Genomic DNA, 15,989 nt, shown 5'->3' with positions numbered 1-15,989 from the left:
CCGGGCAGGCACGACATTGACCACAATGCCACCTCGGTAAGGTTGCCCGCGCGGAACTTTTCTCAGAAACCTTATCGACCAGAATCGGAGCTGCGACGTGAAGCACATCCACGCGGGAAAGGTGCGCGACCTCTACGAGGACGACGACACTCTGCTGCTCGTGGCCACCGACCGGGTGTCGGTGTACGACGTGTCGCTGCCCACCCCGATACCGGACAAGGGCAAGCTGCTGACCCAGCTGTCGAACTGGTGGTTCGAGTTCTTCGCCGACATTCCCAACCACGTGCTGTCCACCACGGATGTGCCCGCCGAGTTCGCCGGCCGCGCGATCCGGGTCAAGCCGCTGAAGATGGTGCAGGTCGAATGCATCGCGCGCGGCTACCTGGTCGGCATGGGGCTGCGCGAGTACCAGCGAGACGGCGCGGTCTCCGGCGTGCGCCTGCCCGAGGGCCTGCGCGAGGGCGACAAGCTGCCCGAGCCGATCTTCACACCGACAACCAAGATCTCCGATACCGGCCACGACGAGTTCATGACCTTCCAGGACGTGGTGAATCAGGAGGGCCGCGAGGTCGCCGAGCAGCTGCGCGATGTGACCATCGACCTGTACACCCGCGGCGCGGCGCACGCGGCCGAGCGCGGCGTCATCGTCGCCGACACGAAGGTCGAATTCGGCTGGGACGGTGAAACTCTGACGCTCGGCGATGAGGTCCTCACCTCGGACTCGTCGCGCTTCTGGCCCGCCGCCGAATGGGAACCCGGCCGCGCGCAGCGCTCCTTCGACAAGCAGTTCGTCAGGGACTGGTCGACCTCGACCGGATGGAACAGGGAGTACCCCGGCCCGGAAATCCCCGCCGACATCGTCGAAGCGACGCGGCAGCGCTACATGCAGGCATACGAGTTGATCACCGGGAAGACCTGGAGTTCGTAGGTCGCAATTCCGGTTCGGGCAGCCACTTTCCACGTCCACGGTGCACTGCCGGGTGGCCCCGGCAGTGCCCGCTCGAGGTGCGGTTCAGTTGGCGAGACGTTCGGCGAGACGATCCAGATACGGCCGCTGACCGGTACCGAGCTTGTCGTGCGCGGTGGCGAGGTCGAACCAGGCGGCGCGATTGATTTCCGGAAAGGTGGCCAGGCGGCCGGATTTCGGCGGCCACTCCATCTCGAAGGTGCCCGGGACGACCTCGGCCGGGTCCAGGTCGGCTTCGATTGCCCAGACGGTGAGGTCCTTGGTGCTCTTGCCGCTGCCGTAGCGCACCTCGCCGAGCGGTATCCACTCACCTTCCGGCACGGGCAAGCCGAGCTCCTCGGTGAACTCGCGGCGCGCAGCGGCCGCTGCGTCCTCGGTCCCCTGGTCGTACTCGCCCTTGGGAATCGACCAGGCGCCGTTGTCTTTAAGCGCCCAGAACGGCCCACCCATATGTCCGATCAGCACCTCGGTGCCGCCGGAGATCCTGCGGAATAGGAGAACGCCCGCGCTGTATTTGCCTGTCACACCATGCAGTCTGCCGTGCGTTGCCGGGGGGCCGCTGACCGACACGGAGTCCGCGCACTCGCGTACCGCAACGGCGCATCCTGGTCACGATCCGAACCGGGCTGTCCGTGAGGTCGGTCAGCGCGGCCGATCTGTCAGTCGCGCGCCGCAGTGCGGAGTCGGGCGGCACGGATGGTCAGGTAGTCGCGCTCGGGTGTGCTGGTGGTGCGGCCCGCGGCGGTCGTGTACGAGGCGATGGCGGCGTCGACATCGCCTGCCATTTCGTGCAGATGGCCGCGGACGGCGTCGAGCCGGTGGTTGCCTACCAGTTGGTCGTCGAGGGTGTCGGCGAGTTCGAGTCCTGCCACGGGGCCGTGCACCATCGCCGTGGCGACAGCGCGGTTGAGGGTCACCATAGGGTTCGGTGCCATCCGTTCGAACATGTTGTAGAGAGCGAGGACTCGGCCCCACTCGGTTTCCTCGGCGCGAATTGCCTTGGCATGCAGGGCGGCAATGGCTGCCTGCAATTGATAGGGGCCGGACAATCCTTGTGCGAGGGTGCTGGTGGTCAGCCGTAGGCCCTCGGTGATTGCCACGCGATCCCAGAGTGCGCGATTCTGTTCGGCGAGCGGGATCAGTTCGCCGTGCGTTCCGGTCCGCGCGCCGCGGCGGGAATCGGTGAGCAGCATCAGCGCGAGCAGCCCGGTGACCTCGGTGTCGTCCGGCAGCAGACCGTGAATCGACCTGGCCAGCCTGATCGCCTCGGTGGACAGATCCGCGCGATGCAGGTCCGGGCCGGAGGTGGTGGTGTGGCCTTCGCTGAAGATCAGATAGAGCACGTGCAGTACCGAGCCGAGTCGCTCGCGCCATTCGGCGTCGCCTGGCCGTGCGAAGGGGCGGTCGAGCGTGGACAGCCGCTTCTTCGCCCGCGAGATACGTTGCGCCATGGTGGTTTCCGGCAGCATGAAGGCGTGCGCGATCTCGCCGGTGGTGAGACCGCCGACGGCCCGCAGCGTCAATGCGATCGCACTCGCCGAGGACAACGCCGGGTGGCAGCACAGGAAGAACAAAGCGAGCGTGTCATCACGGTCGACGGCCTCGGTTTCGGGCACATCCCGTTCGAAAACCGTTGCCTCCCTGCGCCGCCTGGCGACCTCGGCACGCACTACATCGGCCATTCGACGCTGCGCGACCTGGATGAGCCACCCGCGCGGGTTGTCCGGCAGTCCCTCGGTCGGCCATTGCCTCGCTGCCGCGATCATGGCCTCCTGTAGCGCGTCCTCCGCGGTATCGAAATCGCCGAATCGACGCACCAGCATGCCGAGAACCTGCGGCGCGAGCTCGCGCAACAGGTCCTCGGTGCCGACGGGCAGCGTCCTGGTCATCGTGTGATTGTCCGCGACTCGACGGTGCGGGACAAGATCACCGCGTCATCGGCTGTGCGCAGTACTCGCAGTGGTGCGAGGGTTCGCTGTGCTGGGGGCGGCCGCTGCGCCGTATCGGGTCACTGCTCGGTGGCAGGAGCGCCCATCACCGCACGCACCTCGATGTGCTCGCCGATCGGCTTGCCGCCGGGGCCGGGGCCTTCCGACGCCCTCGCGGCTATCTCCAGCGCACGCTCGGGGCTGTCCACGTCGACCAGCCAATACCCGGCCAGGAACTCCTTGGTCTCCGGGAACGGGCCGTCGGTCACCACCGGCGCGGACCGCCCATCGGAGCTCACCAGCACCGCCTGCTCGGGTCCGGCCAGGCCCTGGGCGTCGACGAGCTCGCCCGATTTCGCGAGTTCCGCGCCGAGCGCCCGCTGGAAGTCGATGTGCGCCTGGATCTCTTCCGGTGACCACTCGGTGATCGGGGTGTCGCAGTGGGCGGCGGGGCTGTAGGTCTTCAGCAGCATGTACTTCATGGCACGGCTCCCTGTCGTTCGGTGCGCCCGTGTGACGCTCTCGCGGTGAGGTCGGAGCCCGCCGCGCCGCTTCGACACATTCTGAATGTTCGTCGTGTGATCCGCATCACCATTGTCAGAGCGGCACCGCGGTATCGGCGAGACGGTCCGGCTCGACCTGTTCGCCGATCAGTGCCTTGATCCGGTCGGTTACGTCCCAGACATTGACGTTCATGCCCGCGAGCACCCGGTTGTCGGCATCGAGCCAGAACGCGACGAACTCACGTTTCTCCAGATCGCCGCGCACCACCACCTGTGCGGAGTCGCCAGGCGCGGCGTAGCCGCTGTACTCCATGCCCAGGTCGTACTGGTCGGTGAAGAAGTAGGGCATGCGGTCGTATGAGGCGGGCTTGCCGAGCATGGTCGCGGCCGCGACGGCGGGCTGGTTGAGCGCGTTTGCCCAGTGCTCCACCCGAATTCGACGCCCGAGCACGGGATGCAGCTGATCGGCGATGTCGCCGACGGCGACGATATCCGGATTGCTGGTAGCCAGGCCCTCGTCGACGAGCACACCGCCGTCGACGGCGAGCCCGGCATCGACCGCGAGTTCGATGTTCGGACTGGCGCCGATCGCCACCAGCACGGCCTCGGCCTCGATGACGGTGCCGTCGCCGAGCCTGACCCCGGTCGCGACCTCGTCGTGGGTGACGATCTCGGCGACCTGCGCGCCGAACCGGAACTCCACGCCGTGTGCCCGATGCAGGTCCGCGAACACCGTGCCCATTTCCGGCCCGAGCGCTCCGAGTAACGGCAGTTCGGCGGACTCGACAATGGTCACCTCGACCTGGTTGGCGCGCGCGACCGCGGCCACCTCCAAGCCGATCCAGCCTGCCCCGATGATCACGATCCGCCGTGCCCGGCCGAAGAGCTCGATGAGGGTGTCGGAGTCGTCGATGGTGCGCAGCGTGTACACGTTGGGCGCCTGGGCGCCCTGGATCGGCAGGCGCCGCGGCGTCGAACCGGTCGCCAGCGCCAGCTTGCTATAGGGGAGCGTCGAATCGTCGGGCAGTGTGACGGTCTTCGCGACCGGATCGATGCCCGTCACGGTGGTCCCGAGGCGCAGATCGATGTGGTGATCGCGGTACCACTGGGCCGGATCCACCGTGAAATCGGCGAGCGACTTCTTACCCGCCAGGTATTCCTTCGACAGTGGTGGCCGCTCGTAGGGCAGATGTTCCTCGGCGCCGATCACCGTGACGGATCCGTCGAAGTCGTTGTCTCGCAGCGCTTCCGCGAGCTTGGCCGCGGCCAGTCCGCCGCCGACGATGACGAAACGTCGATCAGAGGTCATTGCGGACTCCTTGTCGAGAGGGAACCGGACTCCTGCGCTCCAACCCTACTGGGACTCCTGCTCGCCGTTCTCGAAAACGACCCATCGGAAATACGGACCTCGAGACGGGAACGAATCGCGCCATCGCGTGGTTGGCTCGAATAATGGCGGGTCATATCCGCCGCTGTTAGCGCATGAGATCGAGAGGAAGCGACCTGTGAGCGCCGAAAAGGATGTTGTCGATTTCTGGTTCGACCCGCTGTGCCCATGGTGCTGGATTACCTCACGCTGGATCCTCGAGGTCGAACAGGTCCGCGACATCGACGTCAAATTCCACGTCATGAGCCTGTCGGTGCTGAACGAGGGGCGTGACGGCCTGCCCGAGCAGTACAAGGAGTTGCTCGCCACGGGCTGGGGCCCGGTCCGGGTCGCGATCGCCGCGGCGCAGGAGCACGGCGACAAGGTGCTCGCCCCGCTCTATGCCGCCATGGGGACGCGCATCCACAATCGTCGCGAGGAGTACGAACGGGAGTCACGGGCGGAATCGCTCGCCGCGGTGATCGCCGATTCCCTCGCCGAGGTCGGCCTTTCCGCGGACCTCGCCAAGGCCGCCGAGAGCACCGAGTACGACGAGGCGCTGCGCAAGAGCCACCACGAGGGCATGGACAAGGTCGGCCCCGACGTCGGTACCCCGACGATTCACATCAACGGCAATGCCTTCTTCGGTCCGGTGCTTTCCCGGATCCCGCGCGGCGAGGTGGCGGGCAAGCTCTGGGACGGCGCGGTCGCGCTGGCGTCCTACCCACACTTCTTCGAGCTCAAGCGCACCCGCACCGAAGACCCTGCCTTCGATTGAGCTGATGGCTTGCGATCGGTGGCACCGCGGTCGGCGGTGCCACCGATCAGGCGGATTTACGGCACCGGTTTCGGCGGTTGCGTGGGGACGAGGCCGTAGCTGCTCGGGTAGTTGCCCGCCGGTGGCGCGCTCGCGGGCCGGCTCGGGCGCAGGAACATATTGCCGTGCCTGCTGCGATCGCGCAGCGCCCACATGCGCCAGGTCAGCACGGGATGTGAGGACATGGCGTTGACGATCCAGACGAAGAAGCCCTTCTCCGTCGCCGCCCGATCGGCCATCTCGTCGAAGCCGACGAGGGTGTTCATGTACTTGCCGGCGGCGAGGGTGCCCATGGCCGTCGGCGCGCCGAGGTGCCGGTAGCCGAAGCCGTGATTGTCGGCGGTGTACTCCTGCGCGCGGATCAGTGAGCTGCCGAGGATCGGTAGGAACGGCACCAGGTACATGCCGAGCTGCCGCCAGTAGGAAACGTGCCCGGCGGCGATGTGGCCGACCTCGTGGCCGATGATGAACGCCAGCGCGTCGGGTTCTCGTGCCGCTCCGCCGACCTCGAAGAGGTCGCTGTAGACCGCGACGAAGCGCCGGAATCCGTGCCCGGAGGCGAAGGCGTTGATCTGGCCGTTGCCGAGCAGCACGTAGGCGTCGGGCACCTTCTTCATACCGAACCTGGCGGCCGCCTCGACCACCAGTTGATAGCCCTCGGGGAACTGGGTCGGCGACATCTTGACGCCGTTGACGCGCAAACTCGCGAACGTCTGACCACGAACGAGCCACACGAGCAACGGTGCGGCGAGGAACAACAGGATGTACTGATTGATGGTGCCGAGCGCCGCGAACAGGATCGCGAACAGGAACGTGACAACGGTCAGCATCACGACGACGATGAGCAGCGGGATCTCCCAGCTGTGCCTGGCAGGCATCCCGAAGGGCGATAGCCCGCGCGGCTGCTGCTGTGGCGGTATCGCCGGCGGCACCGGCGCGCCGCCGTAGGGCGCGGGCCCGTAGGGCGGCGTGGGATAAGGCCCAGGATAAGGCCCGGTGGGATAGGGCTGTGGCGCCGACGGATACTGCGCGGAGCCGTAAGGCCCTGCGGGCGTGTCCTGAGCCTGTGCCCACCCGGCCTGCGGGGCATAAGGGTCGACCGGCGGGCCCGCCGGCGGGGGTTCGTGCGGCTGCATGGGAAGAACTCTATTCAGTAGGAGTGTCACACGAGTGCCGAGCGACCGTTCGATCACCGCATCGTGCACAACTGATTTCGCGGGGAAGCGGTGCCGGTGTCAATCCGCCGAAGCGGCCTGAGAGAATCGCTGCCATGCGCGTATACCTGGGTGCCGACCATGCCGGTTTCGAACTGAAGAATCTCGTCAAGGCCCATCTGGAGCAGGCAGGCCACGACGCCATCGACTGTGGCGCCCTGGAATACGACGCCATCGACGACTACCCCGCGTTCTGCATCGAGGCGGCCCGGCGCACCGTTGCCGACCCTGGCAGCCTCGGGCTCGTCTTCGGCGGCAGCGGCAACGGCGAGCAGATCGCCGCGAACAAGGTGCCCGGCGCTCGCTGTGCCCTCGCCTGGAGCGTGGAGACCGCGAAACTGGCCCGCCAGCACAACAACGCGCAGCTGATCGGTATCGGTGGCCGCATGCATTCCACCGAGGAAGCCCTCGCGATCGTCGACGCCTTCCTCGCGGCCGAGTGGTCCGACGAAGAGCGTCACCAGCGCCGCATCGACATCCTCGCCGAGTACGAAAAGACCGGTGTCGCACCGGCCGTCCCCGCGTACTGATCCGGGCGAGGGCGTAGTCGGCTGTGCCTGAGGGACATACGCTGCACCGTCTCGCGAAGCTGCATCAGCGGCGTCTCGCGGGCGGTGTGGTGCGGGTGTCGAGCCCGCAGGGGAAGTTCGCCGCGGGTGCCGCCCGGGTCGACGGGCAGCTGCTCGTGCGGGCCGAGGCGTGGGGCAAACATCTACTGCACCACTACGAGTCGGGACTCGTCGTGCATGTGCATCTCGGGCTGTACGGGAAGTTCACCGAGGGGCTCGTCCCGATGGGGGAGCCGGTCGGGCAGGTGCGGATGCGAATATTCGGCGGCGGGCCCGGCGAGGCGCCAGGCTTCGGCACCGATCTGCGCGGGCCGACCGCCTGCGAGGTGTACACCGACGCCGAGGTGGCGGCGTTGACCGACCGGCTCGGCCCCGACCCGCTGCGGCGCGGCGCGGACCCTGATCGAGCTTGGCAGCGAATTCACCGTTCGCGCAGGCCGATCGGTGCGCTGCTGATGGACCAGCAGGTACTGGCCGGCGTCGGAAATGTCTACCGTGCGGAACTGTTGTTCCGGCACGGCATTTCGCCACAGCGTCCGGGGACCGCGCTGAGCGCGGGGGAGTGGGACGCGATGTGGACCGATCTGGTCGCGCTGATGGGAGTCGGTGTGCGGGTCGGCAAGATGGTCGTCGTCCGGCCCGAACACGATCGCGGCGAACCGTCGTATGCGGTCGATCGGCCGCGCACCTACGTGTACCGCCGTCCCGGCTCCGCATGCCGCGTCTGCGGCACCCCGGTCGCGCACTCCGTGCTCGAGGCGCGAAACCTGTTCTGGTGCCCCAGCTGCCAAGCAGGCTGACCCACAGACCCGCTGTGCGTCCCTAGGACGGACAGACAGTCTGTGGATCGTCCTGCTCAGCCCGCGACGGCCGTCGTGATATCCGGTTCGTCGGATTCCGCGAGGGCGAAACGCCTGCCGCCCGCGGTCTTCGCCGAGTACATCGCGCGATCGGCCTTGCGAAGCAGATCGGTGAAATCGCAGGGATTGCCCGGCGCGCAGTACGCGGTGCCGACGCTCGCCGACACCGGCACCGGACCTGCCGTCGACCACACCGGGTCGTGCAGCGCACCGACGATCTGGTGGGCGAGCTCGCTGAGGCTGTTGCGAAACGGGTTGGTGGCGAGTACGAATTCGTCGCCGCCGTAGCGGCAGATCACCGTCTCCGGTGGACAGATCTGACGCAGCCTGCGGGCGAGCTCGACGAGCACCTCGTCGCCGACCGAGTGCCCGAAGCCGTCGTTGATCTGCTTGAAGCGGTCCAGGTCGATCAACAGCAGGCCGACGCCTCGGGTCGGGTCGGCCGCCATCAGCTTTACCTGGTCCTGCAGCAGCGTGCGGTTGGCCAGATCGGTGAGCGCGTCGTGCGTCGCCTCGTGGCGCAGCCGATGCTGCAATGCCGCGATTTCCTGCACCCGTAACGACACCGCCGCCGAAATATGTTGTTCCTGCTGGGCCAGCGCGCGCTCCTGCAGCGCCTGGGCATAGCTGTCGATGGCCTGGCTCGCGACCAGCGGCCAGCGCGTGGCGACCAGCGATCCCGGCACGCCGGCGGGGAAGCCGAGCAGCCACCGGGTGGCCTGCGCCAGCATCCTGGTCCGCTCGAAAGGTGCCTCGACGAGTCGGGCGCCGAGCATCCGTGCCTCCGGCACGGGGAAAGGCTCGGACCTGGCCAGTTGTAGCAGTCGTTCGATGATCTCGATCAGAACTGGTTCCAGCTGTTTGGGTGCCGCGTGTGAACCGGGCTCGGCGCAGACAGCACGCGCCCACGCCCTGGCCATGTCGGCTACCGGGGGCCCGATGTCTGTCGGCATCGCACTCACCCGGCACAGCTCGGGTCGATAACGCGGTGCGACGTAGCCACACCGGCGCAGGCTTCACCCCGATCGTTCCCACTGCCACGCGGTCGAGTCCACCTTGCATGGTGCACGCTCACCGCCCCCTTTCCAGATACCCCCCGTCCGGCAAAAAGGATCCTAGCAAGCCACCCGGCTTCGAAAAACGCTGTTTTACAACGTGTTCTCGAACCCTCGCGAATGGCGGTCGGGTATGACATCGCTCTCAGGCCCCCGGCGTTACACATGACTTCTGTTCGCTGGAAAGTCGCGGACCGACATGCCGACGGCACGCCGACGTGCCCCGCCTCACGGTCATAGCCGACGGCTACAACGGATGTTCGACCATGTCGCTGTCGACGAGAATGATTGCGCCGCATCGGTCCGTGTGGGGCGATTAGTGTTTCGGAAGCGACGTTCGGTACAGTCGGTACGCACACGGCATCGTGGCGATCCCATAGATGTCGTATGCCTGCGGGTGTAGTTCAATGGTAGAACTTCTGCCTTCCAAGCAGATAGTGCGGGTTCGATTCCCGTCACCCGCTCCACACAGATGAATTCATCCTCCGCGGCGGCCGATACCGCCGGGAGAGCAACGGGGTGTAGCGCAGCTTGGTAGCGCATCCGCTTTGGGAGCGGAGGGTCGCAGGTTCAAATCCTGTCACCCCGACAACAGTTCGAACAGCGATGCCGCGTGCGATCACGGCGGCTCGCACCGGTCGTTTCACCTCACCGAAAACCTCCGCGCAATCACATCCAGCGCATCGATCACCTCGAGGCCGTCGCCCTTGGCTGTAGCTATCAAGTGTGCTGAGAGGAAGCGGTGTGATAGCTGTCCGTGCGTTGGGCACCGCCCACCATCGGATCACGCCTCGAATCCGATGCGGATGTGGTTCGCAGCTGATTCCCAGGCCCGCCTTAGAATTTCCGGGTTTGCTCCCACGGTGTCGTTGATCGACATTCGATTTACCTACTGTGAGAGGTTCGAACATGAGGTCCACATCGAGTCGTATCCGGATCGCCATCGCGGGCGGCGCGCTCGTCATAGGCGCTTCGGCGGCGTTGTTGGCTCCCGGTATCGCGGCGGCGGCGCCGGGCGGGCCCGGCAGGCTGCTCGCGGAAACGACATGCTCGTTTGCTCAGGTGGACGCCGCGCTGCGCGCGACGGCCCCCGAGTTGGCCGATCGCCTCGACGCCAACCCGGAGCGTAAGGCGAAGTTGGAACAGTTGCTGAACCTGTCGCCCGAGCAGCGCAAGGCCGCCATCCAGCAGCATCTCGAGGATCCGAAGGTCAAGGAGCGGATGCAGGAGCATCGCGGGAAGATCGAGGAACGCCGCGACGATCCGCGCTTTGCGCAGATGCGCGACAAGATGAACACGGTGGCCGATACCTGCCACAACTACTGACCGCGAACACCCGCCGTCGGCTGCCCTGAGACGGCACCCGACGGCGGGTGTTTGTGTTTGGATTACTACATGTCCTACAAGGCCGACCCACGCGTCGATGCCTACATCGACGTGCTACCCGAATGGCAGCAGCGGATCTGCCACGAGGTCCGCGAGCTGGTGCACGAGGCGGACCCGGAGGTCGTCGAGACCATCAAGCGGACCGTGCAGCCGTATTTCGTGCTGGATGGCAACATCTGCGCTCTGCTCGCGGCGCGGCTGCACGTCAACGTGTTCCTCTACGACGGCGCGATTGTGCCCGACCCCGAAGGCATCATTACCGCGGGCCATGACAACCAGACCGCGCGCACGGTGGCGGTCCGCGAAGAGGAGGCCCTCAACGCCCCGGCCCTGCTGGCGATGTTCCGTCAGATCATCGCCAACAATCGGGCAGGTGGGTGGCGCAAGCTGAAGGCGCAAGGGTCCGCGCAGTAGCCGATCGTGCGCGGTGGCCGATAGTGCGGCGCCGCAGCGCATATCGCGGTGGCGACGCGGGTAGGTGGCGGCCGGTCAGCTCGCTGCCGCCGTGGCGTCGAGGATGTCGGTCGCGACGCCGGCGCTCGACCAGCAGGCCGCACGCTCGGACATGGCGGCGAGCATGGGTAGGCGGGCGTCGCCCAGAGACATGGCGTGGTTGCCGAGGTGGTTGGTGACGAAGCCGATGGACAGGCCGAGGCGGGGCACGGCGATACCGCCCGATCCGCCGATACCGAAATGGCCGAGCGCACGCCGGGTGAGCTTGGTGCCGACGATGGCACGGTGGTAGCCGAGGGCGAAGTGCGGTGCCGCGCCGAGCACGTAGTCATAGCGGCTGTTCGGTGGCATCTCGGCGAGGAGTCGGGTGGTTTCGGGACGCAGCAGGCGGCGGTGGCCGACCATGCCGTCGTTGGCGATCGCGCCGTACATCCTGGCCAGCGAGCGGGCCGTGAAAACGCCGTTCCAGCCGGGCATCATGGCGTCGTAGGGGCGCATGCCCAGTGCCATGTCGGCCCAGCCGTCGTAGACGGCGCTGCGCGCGGAGCGCACCAGCCGCACCGCCGCGAAAGGGGCGATCAGCGTATCGAACGGCACCCTGGCGACACCGAGGCGTGGCGAGAGCCTGGCCAGGCGGTGGCGCTGGTGTTCGGGAACGCCGAACCAGCCACCGTCGAGCAGTGTGTGCCTGACTTACTTCCCGCGGTCAGAGCCGTGGGTCGACAGGCTCCGCTTCCAGGGCGAGTACCGCGAAGACCGCTTCATGAACACGCCAGAGTGGCTCGGCCGCGACAAAACGATCCAGCGCCTCCAGACCGAGTGCATACTCGCGCAGCGCCATCGAGCGCTTGCGGCCGAGTCCGCGGGCGCGTAGACGTCGAAGGTTGTCCTCGCGCAGGTATTCCGGGCCGTAAATGATCCGTAGATACTCGGATCCACGGCATTTCACACCCGGCTGGACCAGCCGGTCCGCCGCGTTGCGCACCAGCGCGTCGAGCGGCTTGACGACCATGCCCTCGCCGCCCGTCGCGGTCAGCTCGGACCACCACGCGGTGGCGGCCGCTTCGCCCTCGGGCTGGGTGAGGTCGACGATCTTGCGTGCGGTCGGCGCGAACAGGTCGCTATCCGCCGCAACCAGCCGGTCGATGTGTTCCAAGTGCCAATCGTGGTCGCGCACTGCGTAGTTGACGCCGTCGGCGGCCAAAATCTGAAACGGGGCGATCCGTAGCCCGGCCAACCCGTCGACCGGCCAGCAGTACCGGCCGTACGCGGTGGTGAAAGCATCGGCATCCGTCCTGCGGGCCGCGGTGCGACCCGCGAGGTCGGCGACGTCGAGACCACGGCCTGCCGCGGCGCTCAGCAGTTCGGCGGCGGCGCCGAGCGATGCCCGCGCCGCCGCGCCCACCGCCGCGTACTGCGTTCGCAGCAGGCCGACGGCCTTCGCCGACCACGGCATCAATTCGGTGTCCAGTAGTAGCCATGCGCTGTTCAGTTCCTCGAAAAGTCCGGCGGTCTCGGCGGCCGCGCGCACTCGGGCCAGTAGTGCCTCGGTCTGCGCGGTGTCGTCGAGGAAGGGACGGCCTGTGCGCGTGTAGATCACGCCGGTGCTGCCATCCTCGACCCCGAACCGGTCGCGCGCCGCCTGCGCGGAACGCGCTACCAGTACAACGGCGCGCGAGCCCATGTGCTTCTCCTCGCACACGACCCGCTCGACGCCTTCGGATCGGTAATAGGCGAAGGCTTCGGCCGGGTGTTCCAGCAGTCCGTCCAGCTCCGAGGTCGCGCACGGCGCCATGGTCGGCGGCAGGTACACCAGCCAGCGCGGATCGATCGCGAAGCGGCTCATCACTTCCAGTGCGGCGCTCGCGTTCTCCTCCTGCACGCCGACACGGCCGTGCTGGCGGGTTTCGACGACGCGGCGGCCGATCACGTCGTCGAGGTCGAGCACACCGGGATCACGGTGCACGACGCCCTCGGCCGTCGCGATGGTGGTGGCCTGGAGCGGCCGCACCGGCTCGTACCAAACTTTTTCGGCGGAAACGGAAACCGGCACTCGCTCCGGGTACCGCAAAGCCGATAGCCTGCCGCCGAACACCACACCGGTGTCCAGGCACAGTGTGTTGTTCACCCACCGCAGGTCCGTGACCGGTGTGTGGCCGTACAGCACCGTGGCGCGACCGCGATAATCCTCGGCCCACGGATAGCGCACCGGCAGGCCGTATTCGTCGGTCTCCCCGGTGGATTCGCCGTACATGGCGAAGGACCGGACCCGGCCGGACATGCGGCCGTGGTACTGCTCTTTCAGCCCGGCGTGCGCGACGACCAGATTGCCGCCGTCGAGCACATAGTGGCTGACCAGGCCACGGCAGAAGTCGTGCGCCGCCTTACGGAAGTCCTCGTCCTGCGCCTCCAACTGAGCGAGCGACTCGGCGAGCCCGTGTGCGATGCGGACACCTCGCCCGTCCAGCGCGCGCACCAGCTTGTTCTCGTGATTGCCCGCGACACACAACGCCGTTCCCGCGGCCACCATGCCCATGACCAGCCGCAGCACGCCGGGAGTGTCCGGGCCGCGGTCTACGAGGTCGCCGACGAACACCGCGGTGCGCCCATCCGGGTGGGCAGCCCCGACGGCACGGCCCACGGCGTCGCGGTGCAGCTCGTAGCCCAGCCGGCCGAGCAGCGTCTCCAGCTCGGCGCGGCAGCCGTGCACATCGCCGATCACGTCGAAGGGGCCGGTCAGGTCACGCTTGTCGTTCCACGACCGCTCATCGACGATCGTCGCGGATTCGATCTCCTCGACCCCGCGCAGCACGTACACCCTGCGGAAGCCCTCGCGTTCCAGGCCGCGCAGGCCGCGGCGCAGTTCGCGCTGCTGCCTGGTGACGACGTGGCGCTGGAGATGCGAGCGGTCGGCGCGCAGCGTGTTGCGTTCGAAGCACAGCGAATCCGGCACGTCGAGCACGATGGCCACCGGGAATACATCGTGCTCGCGGGCCACCGCGACCAGTTCCTGACGTGCCTTCGGCTGCACATTGGTGGCGTCGACGATGGTGCGAAGGCCGCGCCGCAGCCGCATCCCCGCGATGTGGTGCAGCAGCGCGAAGGCCTCCGGCGTGGCCGACTGGTCGTTTTCGTCGTCGCTGACGATCCCGCGGCAGGCATCCGAGGACGCGACGGCGGTCGCGCGGAAGTGCTTGCGCGCGAACGTCGACTTCCCGGAACCAGTGCTGCCGATCAACACGACGAGCGAGAGTTCAGGGACGGAAAGCTCGGCCATCACGCGGCTCCTTTCGCTGCGCCGTCGGCGGTTTCGGCGGTGGCCTTGGTGAACACCGCAAGCTGAGACGACGAACCGGCGTCGGGATGTTCGGGCCCGATCGGGGCGAAACGCGCGTGGTATCCATACCGATTCGCGACACCGTGTGCCCACGCCGTGAATTCGGCGCGGGTCCATTCGAACCGATGATCGGAGTGTCGGAATTTATCTGCCGCGAGCCCCTCGTAGAGTGAGTTGTACTCGGCATTGGGTGTCGTGACGATCACCGAACCGGGTGCCGCCGAACCGAATACGGACTGTTCGAGCGCGCCGAGGCGCGGCGCGTCCACGTGCTCGATGACCTCCATCAGCACCGCGGCGTCGTAGCCGCGTAGCCGCGCATCGGTGTAGGTCAGCGCACCCTGGCGCAGGGTCAGCCGCTGAGCCGACTGCTGCGGTATCCGCTCCAGCCGCAGTCGCCGCTTCGCGATGTTCAGCGAGCGCATCGACACATCGACACCGACGATTTCGCTGAAGGTCGTGTCCGCCAACAGCTCCCGAAGAAGAGCACCTTCGCCGCAGCCCAGGTCGAGCACCCGTCGTGCCCCGGCGGCGCGCAGTGCTGTGAGCACCGCCGCCCTCCGCTGTACTGCCAGCGAAGGTGTATGTCCATCGGTTTCGATGGAGATCCGTTCGGTGACCACAACTTTCGCGTCGACGGTGGCCGCGACGGCCGAATCATCGGTGGTCGCACTCGCGGCGGCAATGTCGCCCGAATTCGGCTGTTCGGTATCGAACTCGTCGCCGGTGTCCTCGACCGCGTCCAGCTGTTCCGGGTCGGTGTCGTCGATCTCGGCGAGGCGCGCAAGGGCGGTGCGGACCAGCGAGTGGCGCCGGGCCAGGTAGCGCCGGGCGATCCAGGCGCGTTCGGGATGCTCGGCGAGCCAACCCGATCCGGCGCGGATCAGCTTGTCGACTTCATCCGCCGCCACCCAATAGTGCTTGGCTCCGTCGAGGACCGGCAGTAGTACGTACAGGTGTGAGAGGGCGTCGGTAAGTGCGACGATACCGGTGAGTTCGATTCGCACGTAATGGGAATCGCCCCATTCCGGGAAGGCCGGATCGAGCGGAAGGGGAATGGCCGCCACGGACCAACCGAGCGGCGCGAAGACCCGCTCGGCTGCCTCCGGGCCGCCTTTGCACGGGACGGCGGGCAGTTCGATCCGCAGCGGCAGCGCGGTGCGAACCAGTTCGGGACGCTGATCGCAGCGGCCGTGCAATGCGGTGCGGAACACCGCACCGAGCGCGACCGACAGCAGCGACGATGCCGCGTACGGGCGATCGTTGACGTACTGTCCGAGGCTGAAATCCGGCGTGCCGCGCGAACGTCCGCGCACCAACCGGATCGGGTCGATCTCCAGTACCAGCGCCGCCGTGCATCGCGCCGCGTTCGCCTCCGGGTACAGCACGTGCGCGACGCCGTAGGACTGCTCGAACGCCTGCACCCGGTCGGGGTTCTTGTGCAGCAAGAACCCCAGGTCGGTCGCCGGCCATGCGGCGCCTTCGGGTGGTGTGCAGGTGATCGTCAAGAGCATCCTGCGATCGTCGCCCACCC

Annotated in this window: 15 protein-coding genes and 2 tRNA genes; 8 read left to right on the top strand and 9 right to left on the bottom strand. The window is 67.3% G+C overall.

The window, feature by feature from the left end:
• Positions 1 to 73: 73 nt before the first annotated feature.
• A complete protein-coding gene (locus tag ACLMAJ_RS25680) occupies positions 74 to 928 on the top strand; it encodes a phosphoribosylaminoimidazolesuccinocarboxamide synthase (protein ID WP_412016447.1) in 855 nt (284 codons plus the stop codon).
• 84 nt (positions 929 to 1,012) lie between these two features.
• Here ACLMAJ_RS25680 and ACLMAJ_RS25675 read toward each other — a convergent pair whose 3' ends face one another.
• From ACLMAJ_RS25675 to ACLMAJ_RS25660, 4 genes are all read right to left on the bottom strand, one after another.
• On the bottom strand, positions 1,013 to 1,492 hold the full coding sequence (locus tag ACLMAJ_RS25675) for an NUDIX hydrolase (protein WP_412016381.1): 480 nt from the start codon (positions 1,490 to 1,492) through the stop codon (positions 1,013 to 1,015).
• Between the two features lie 134 nt (positions 1,493 to 1,626).
• Positions 1,627 to 2,856: an RNA polymerase sigma factor gene (locus ACLMAJ_RS25670; protein WP_412016380.1), complete on the bottom strand. Its 1,230-nt coding sequence runs from the start codon at positions 2,854 to 2,856 to the stop codon at positions 1,627 to 1,629.
• A gap of 119 nt (positions 2,857 to 2,975) precedes the next feature.
• On the bottom strand, positions 2,976 to 3,377 hold the full coding sequence (locus ACLMAJ_RS25665; RefSeq protein WP_412016379.1) for a YciI family protein: 402 nt from the start codon (positions 3,375 to 3,377) through the stop codon (positions 2,976 to 2,978).
• A 115-nt stretch (positions 3,378 to 3,492) separates the two neighbouring features.
• Positions 3,493 to 4,707 carry an NAD(P)/FAD-dependent oxidoreductase gene (locus ACLMAJ_RS25660; RefSeq protein ID WP_412016378.1) on the bottom strand — a complete coding sequence of 405 codons (1,215 nt, stop codon included), beginning with the start codon at positions 4,705 to 4,707 and terminating at the stop codon, positions 3,493 to 3,495.
• A 196-nt stretch (positions 4,708 to 4,903) separates the two neighbouring features.
• Between ACLMAJ_RS25660 and ACLMAJ_RS25655 the strand changes: the two genes are divergently transcribed.
• A complete protein-coding gene (locus tag ACLMAJ_RS25655; RefSeq protein ID WP_412016377.1) occupies positions 4,904 to 5,542 on the top strand; it encodes a mycothiol-dependent nitroreductase Rv2466c family protein in 639 nt (212 codons plus the stop codon).
• A 56-nt stretch (positions 5,543 to 5,598) separates the two neighbouring features.
• On the opposite strand, the gene ACLMAJ_RS25650 is transcribed toward ACLMAJ_RS25655, so the two are convergent.
• Positions 5,599 to 6,717, bottom strand: a complete 1,119-nt coding sequence (locus tag ACLMAJ_RS25650) for a M48 family metallopeptidase (RefSeq protein ID WP_412016376.1) — start codon at positions 6,715 to 6,717, stop codon at positions 5,599 to 5,601.
• 134 nt (positions 6,718 to 6,851) lie between these two features.
• On the opposite strand from ACLMAJ_RS25650, the gene ACLMAJ_RS25645 reads away from it, so the two are divergent.
• Positions 6,852 to 7,325, top strand: a complete 474-nt coding sequence (locus tag ACLMAJ_RS25645; protein ID WP_412016375.1) for a ribose-5-phosphate isomerase — start codon at positions 6,852 to 6,854, stop codon at positions 7,323 to 7,325.
• Between the two features lie 23 nt (positions 7,326 to 7,348).
• Positions 7,349 to 8,164 carry an Fpg/Nei family DNA glycosylase gene (locus ACLMAJ_RS25640; RefSeq protein ID WP_412016374.1) on the top strand — a complete coding sequence of 272 codons (816 nt, stop codon included), beginning with the start codon at positions 7,349 to 7,351 and terminating at the stop codon, positions 8,162 to 8,164.
• Between the two features lie 56 nt (positions 8,165 to 8,220).
• Here the strand turns inward: ACLMAJ_RS25640 and ACLMAJ_RS25635 are convergent, their stop codons facing one another.
• Entirely contained in the window at positions 8,221 to 9,177 is a 957-nt protein-coding gene (locus ACLMAJ_RS25635; protein ID WP_412016373.1) for a diguanylate cyclase domain-containing protein, read from the bottom strand.
• A 495-nt stretch (positions 9,178 to 9,672) separates the two neighbouring features.
• Here ACLMAJ_RS25635 and ACLMAJ_RS25630 point away from each other — a divergent pair.
• From ACLMAJ_RS25630 to ACLMAJ_RS25615, 4 genes are all read left to right on the top strand, one after another.
• Positions 9,673 to 9,746 (top strand) — tRNA-Gly (locus ACLMAJ_RS25630).
• Between the two features lie 48 nt (positions 9,747 to 9,794).
• Positions 9,795 to 9,868: transfer RNA gene (locus ACLMAJ_RS25625), tRNA-Pro, on the top strand.
• Between the two features lie 320 nt (positions 9,869 to 10,188).
• A complete protein-coding gene (locus tag ACLMAJ_RS25620) occupies positions 10,189 to 10,605 on the top strand; it encodes a hemophore-related protein (protein ID WP_412016372.1) in 417 nt (138 codons plus the stop codon).
• A gap of 69 nt (positions 10,606 to 10,674) precedes the next feature.
• A complete protein-coding gene (locus ACLMAJ_RS25615) occupies positions 10,675 to 11,079 on the top strand; it encodes a DUF1801 domain-containing protein (protein ID WP_412016371.1) in 405 nt (134 codons plus the stop codon).
• 75 nt (positions 11,080 to 11,154) lie between these two features.
• Here the strand turns inward: ACLMAJ_RS25615 and ACLMAJ_RS25610 are convergent, their stop codons facing one another.
• Genes ACLMAJ_RS25610 through ACLMAJ_RS25600 form a run of 3 tightly spaced genes read right to left on the bottom strand, consistent with a single transcriptional unit; the run spans position 11,155 to position 15,969 of the window.
• The gene (locus ACLMAJ_RS25610; protein ID WP_412016446.1) at positions 11,155 to 11,799 is read right to left on the bottom strand and encodes a serine hydrolase; all 645 of its coding nucleotides are present in this window, start codon (positions 11,797 to 11,799) and stop codon (positions 11,155 to 11,157) included.
• Between the two features lie 25 nt (positions 11,800 to 11,824).
• Positions 11,825 to 14,395: a polynucleotide kinase-phosphatase gene (locus ACLMAJ_RS25605; RefSeq protein WP_412016370.1), complete on the bottom strand. Its 2,571-nt coding sequence runs from the start codon at positions 14,393 to 14,395 to the stop codon at positions 11,825 to 11,827.
• Positions 14,395 to 15,969, bottom strand: coding sequence for a 3' terminal RNA ribose 2'-O-methyltransferase Hen1 (locus ACLMAJ_RS25600; protein ID WP_412016369.1), 1,575 nt, complete (start codon positions 15,967 to 15,969; stop codon positions 14,395 to 14,397). The genes ACLMAJ_RS25605 and ACLMAJ_RS25600 overlap by 1 nt, the downstream gene beginning before the upstream one ends.
• Between the last annotated feature and the right edge of the window lie 20 nt (positions 15,970 to 15,989).

Source organism: Nocardia arseniciresistens, assembly GCF_046764875.1.
Lineage (GTDB): Bacteria > Actinomycetota > Actinomycetes > Mycobacteriales > Mycobacteriaceae > Nocardia > Nocardia arseniciresistens.
This window is presented reverse-complemented; position numbering and strand designations above follow the sequence as displayed.

Excerpts from the sequence above, each read along its gene's own strand:
- ACLMAJ_RS25645 (WP_412016375.1), top strand. The coding sequence starts at position 6,852 with ATGCGCGTATACCTGGGTGCCGACCATGCCGGTTTCGAACTGAAGAAT.
- ACLMAJ_RS25605 (WP_412016370.1), bottom strand. The coding sequence starts at position 14,395 with ATGGCCGAGCTTTCCGTCCCTGAACTCTCGCTCGTCGTGTTGATCGGC.
- ACLMAJ_RS25615 (WP_412016371.1), top strand. The coding sequence starts at position 10,675 with ATGTCCTACAAGGCCGACCCACGCGTCGATGCCTACATCGACGTGCTA.
- ACLMAJ_RS25650 (WP_412016376.1), bottom strand. The coding sequence starts at position 6,717 with ATGCAGCCGCACGAACCCCCGCCGGCGGGCCCGCCGGTCGACCCTTAT.
- ACLMAJ_RS25660 (WP_412016378.1), bottom strand. The coding sequence starts at position 4,707 with ATGACCTCTGATCGACGTTTCGTCATCGTCGGCGGCGGACTGGCCGCG.
- ACLMAJ_RS25665 (WP_412016379.1), bottom strand. The coding sequence starts at position 3,377 with ATGAAGTACATGCTGCTGAAGACCTACAGCCCCGCCGCCCACTGCGAC.
- ACLMAJ_RS25620 (WP_412016372.1), top strand. The coding sequence starts at position 10,189 with ATGAGGTCCACATCGAGTCGTATCCGGATCGCCATCGCGGGCGGCGCG.
- ACLMAJ_RS25670 (WP_412016380.1), bottom strand. The coding sequence starts at position 2,856 with ATGACCAGGACGCTGCCCGTCGGCACCGAGGACCTGTTGCGCGAGCTC.
- ACLMAJ_RS25635 (WP_412016373.1), bottom strand. The coding sequence starts at position 9,177 with ATGCCGACAGACATCGGGCCCCCGGTAGCCGACATGGCCAGGGCGTGG.
- ACLMAJ_RS25600 (WP_412016369.1), bottom strand. The coding sequence starts at position 15,969 with ATGCTCTTGACGATCACCTGCACACCACCCGAAGGCGCCGCATGGCCG.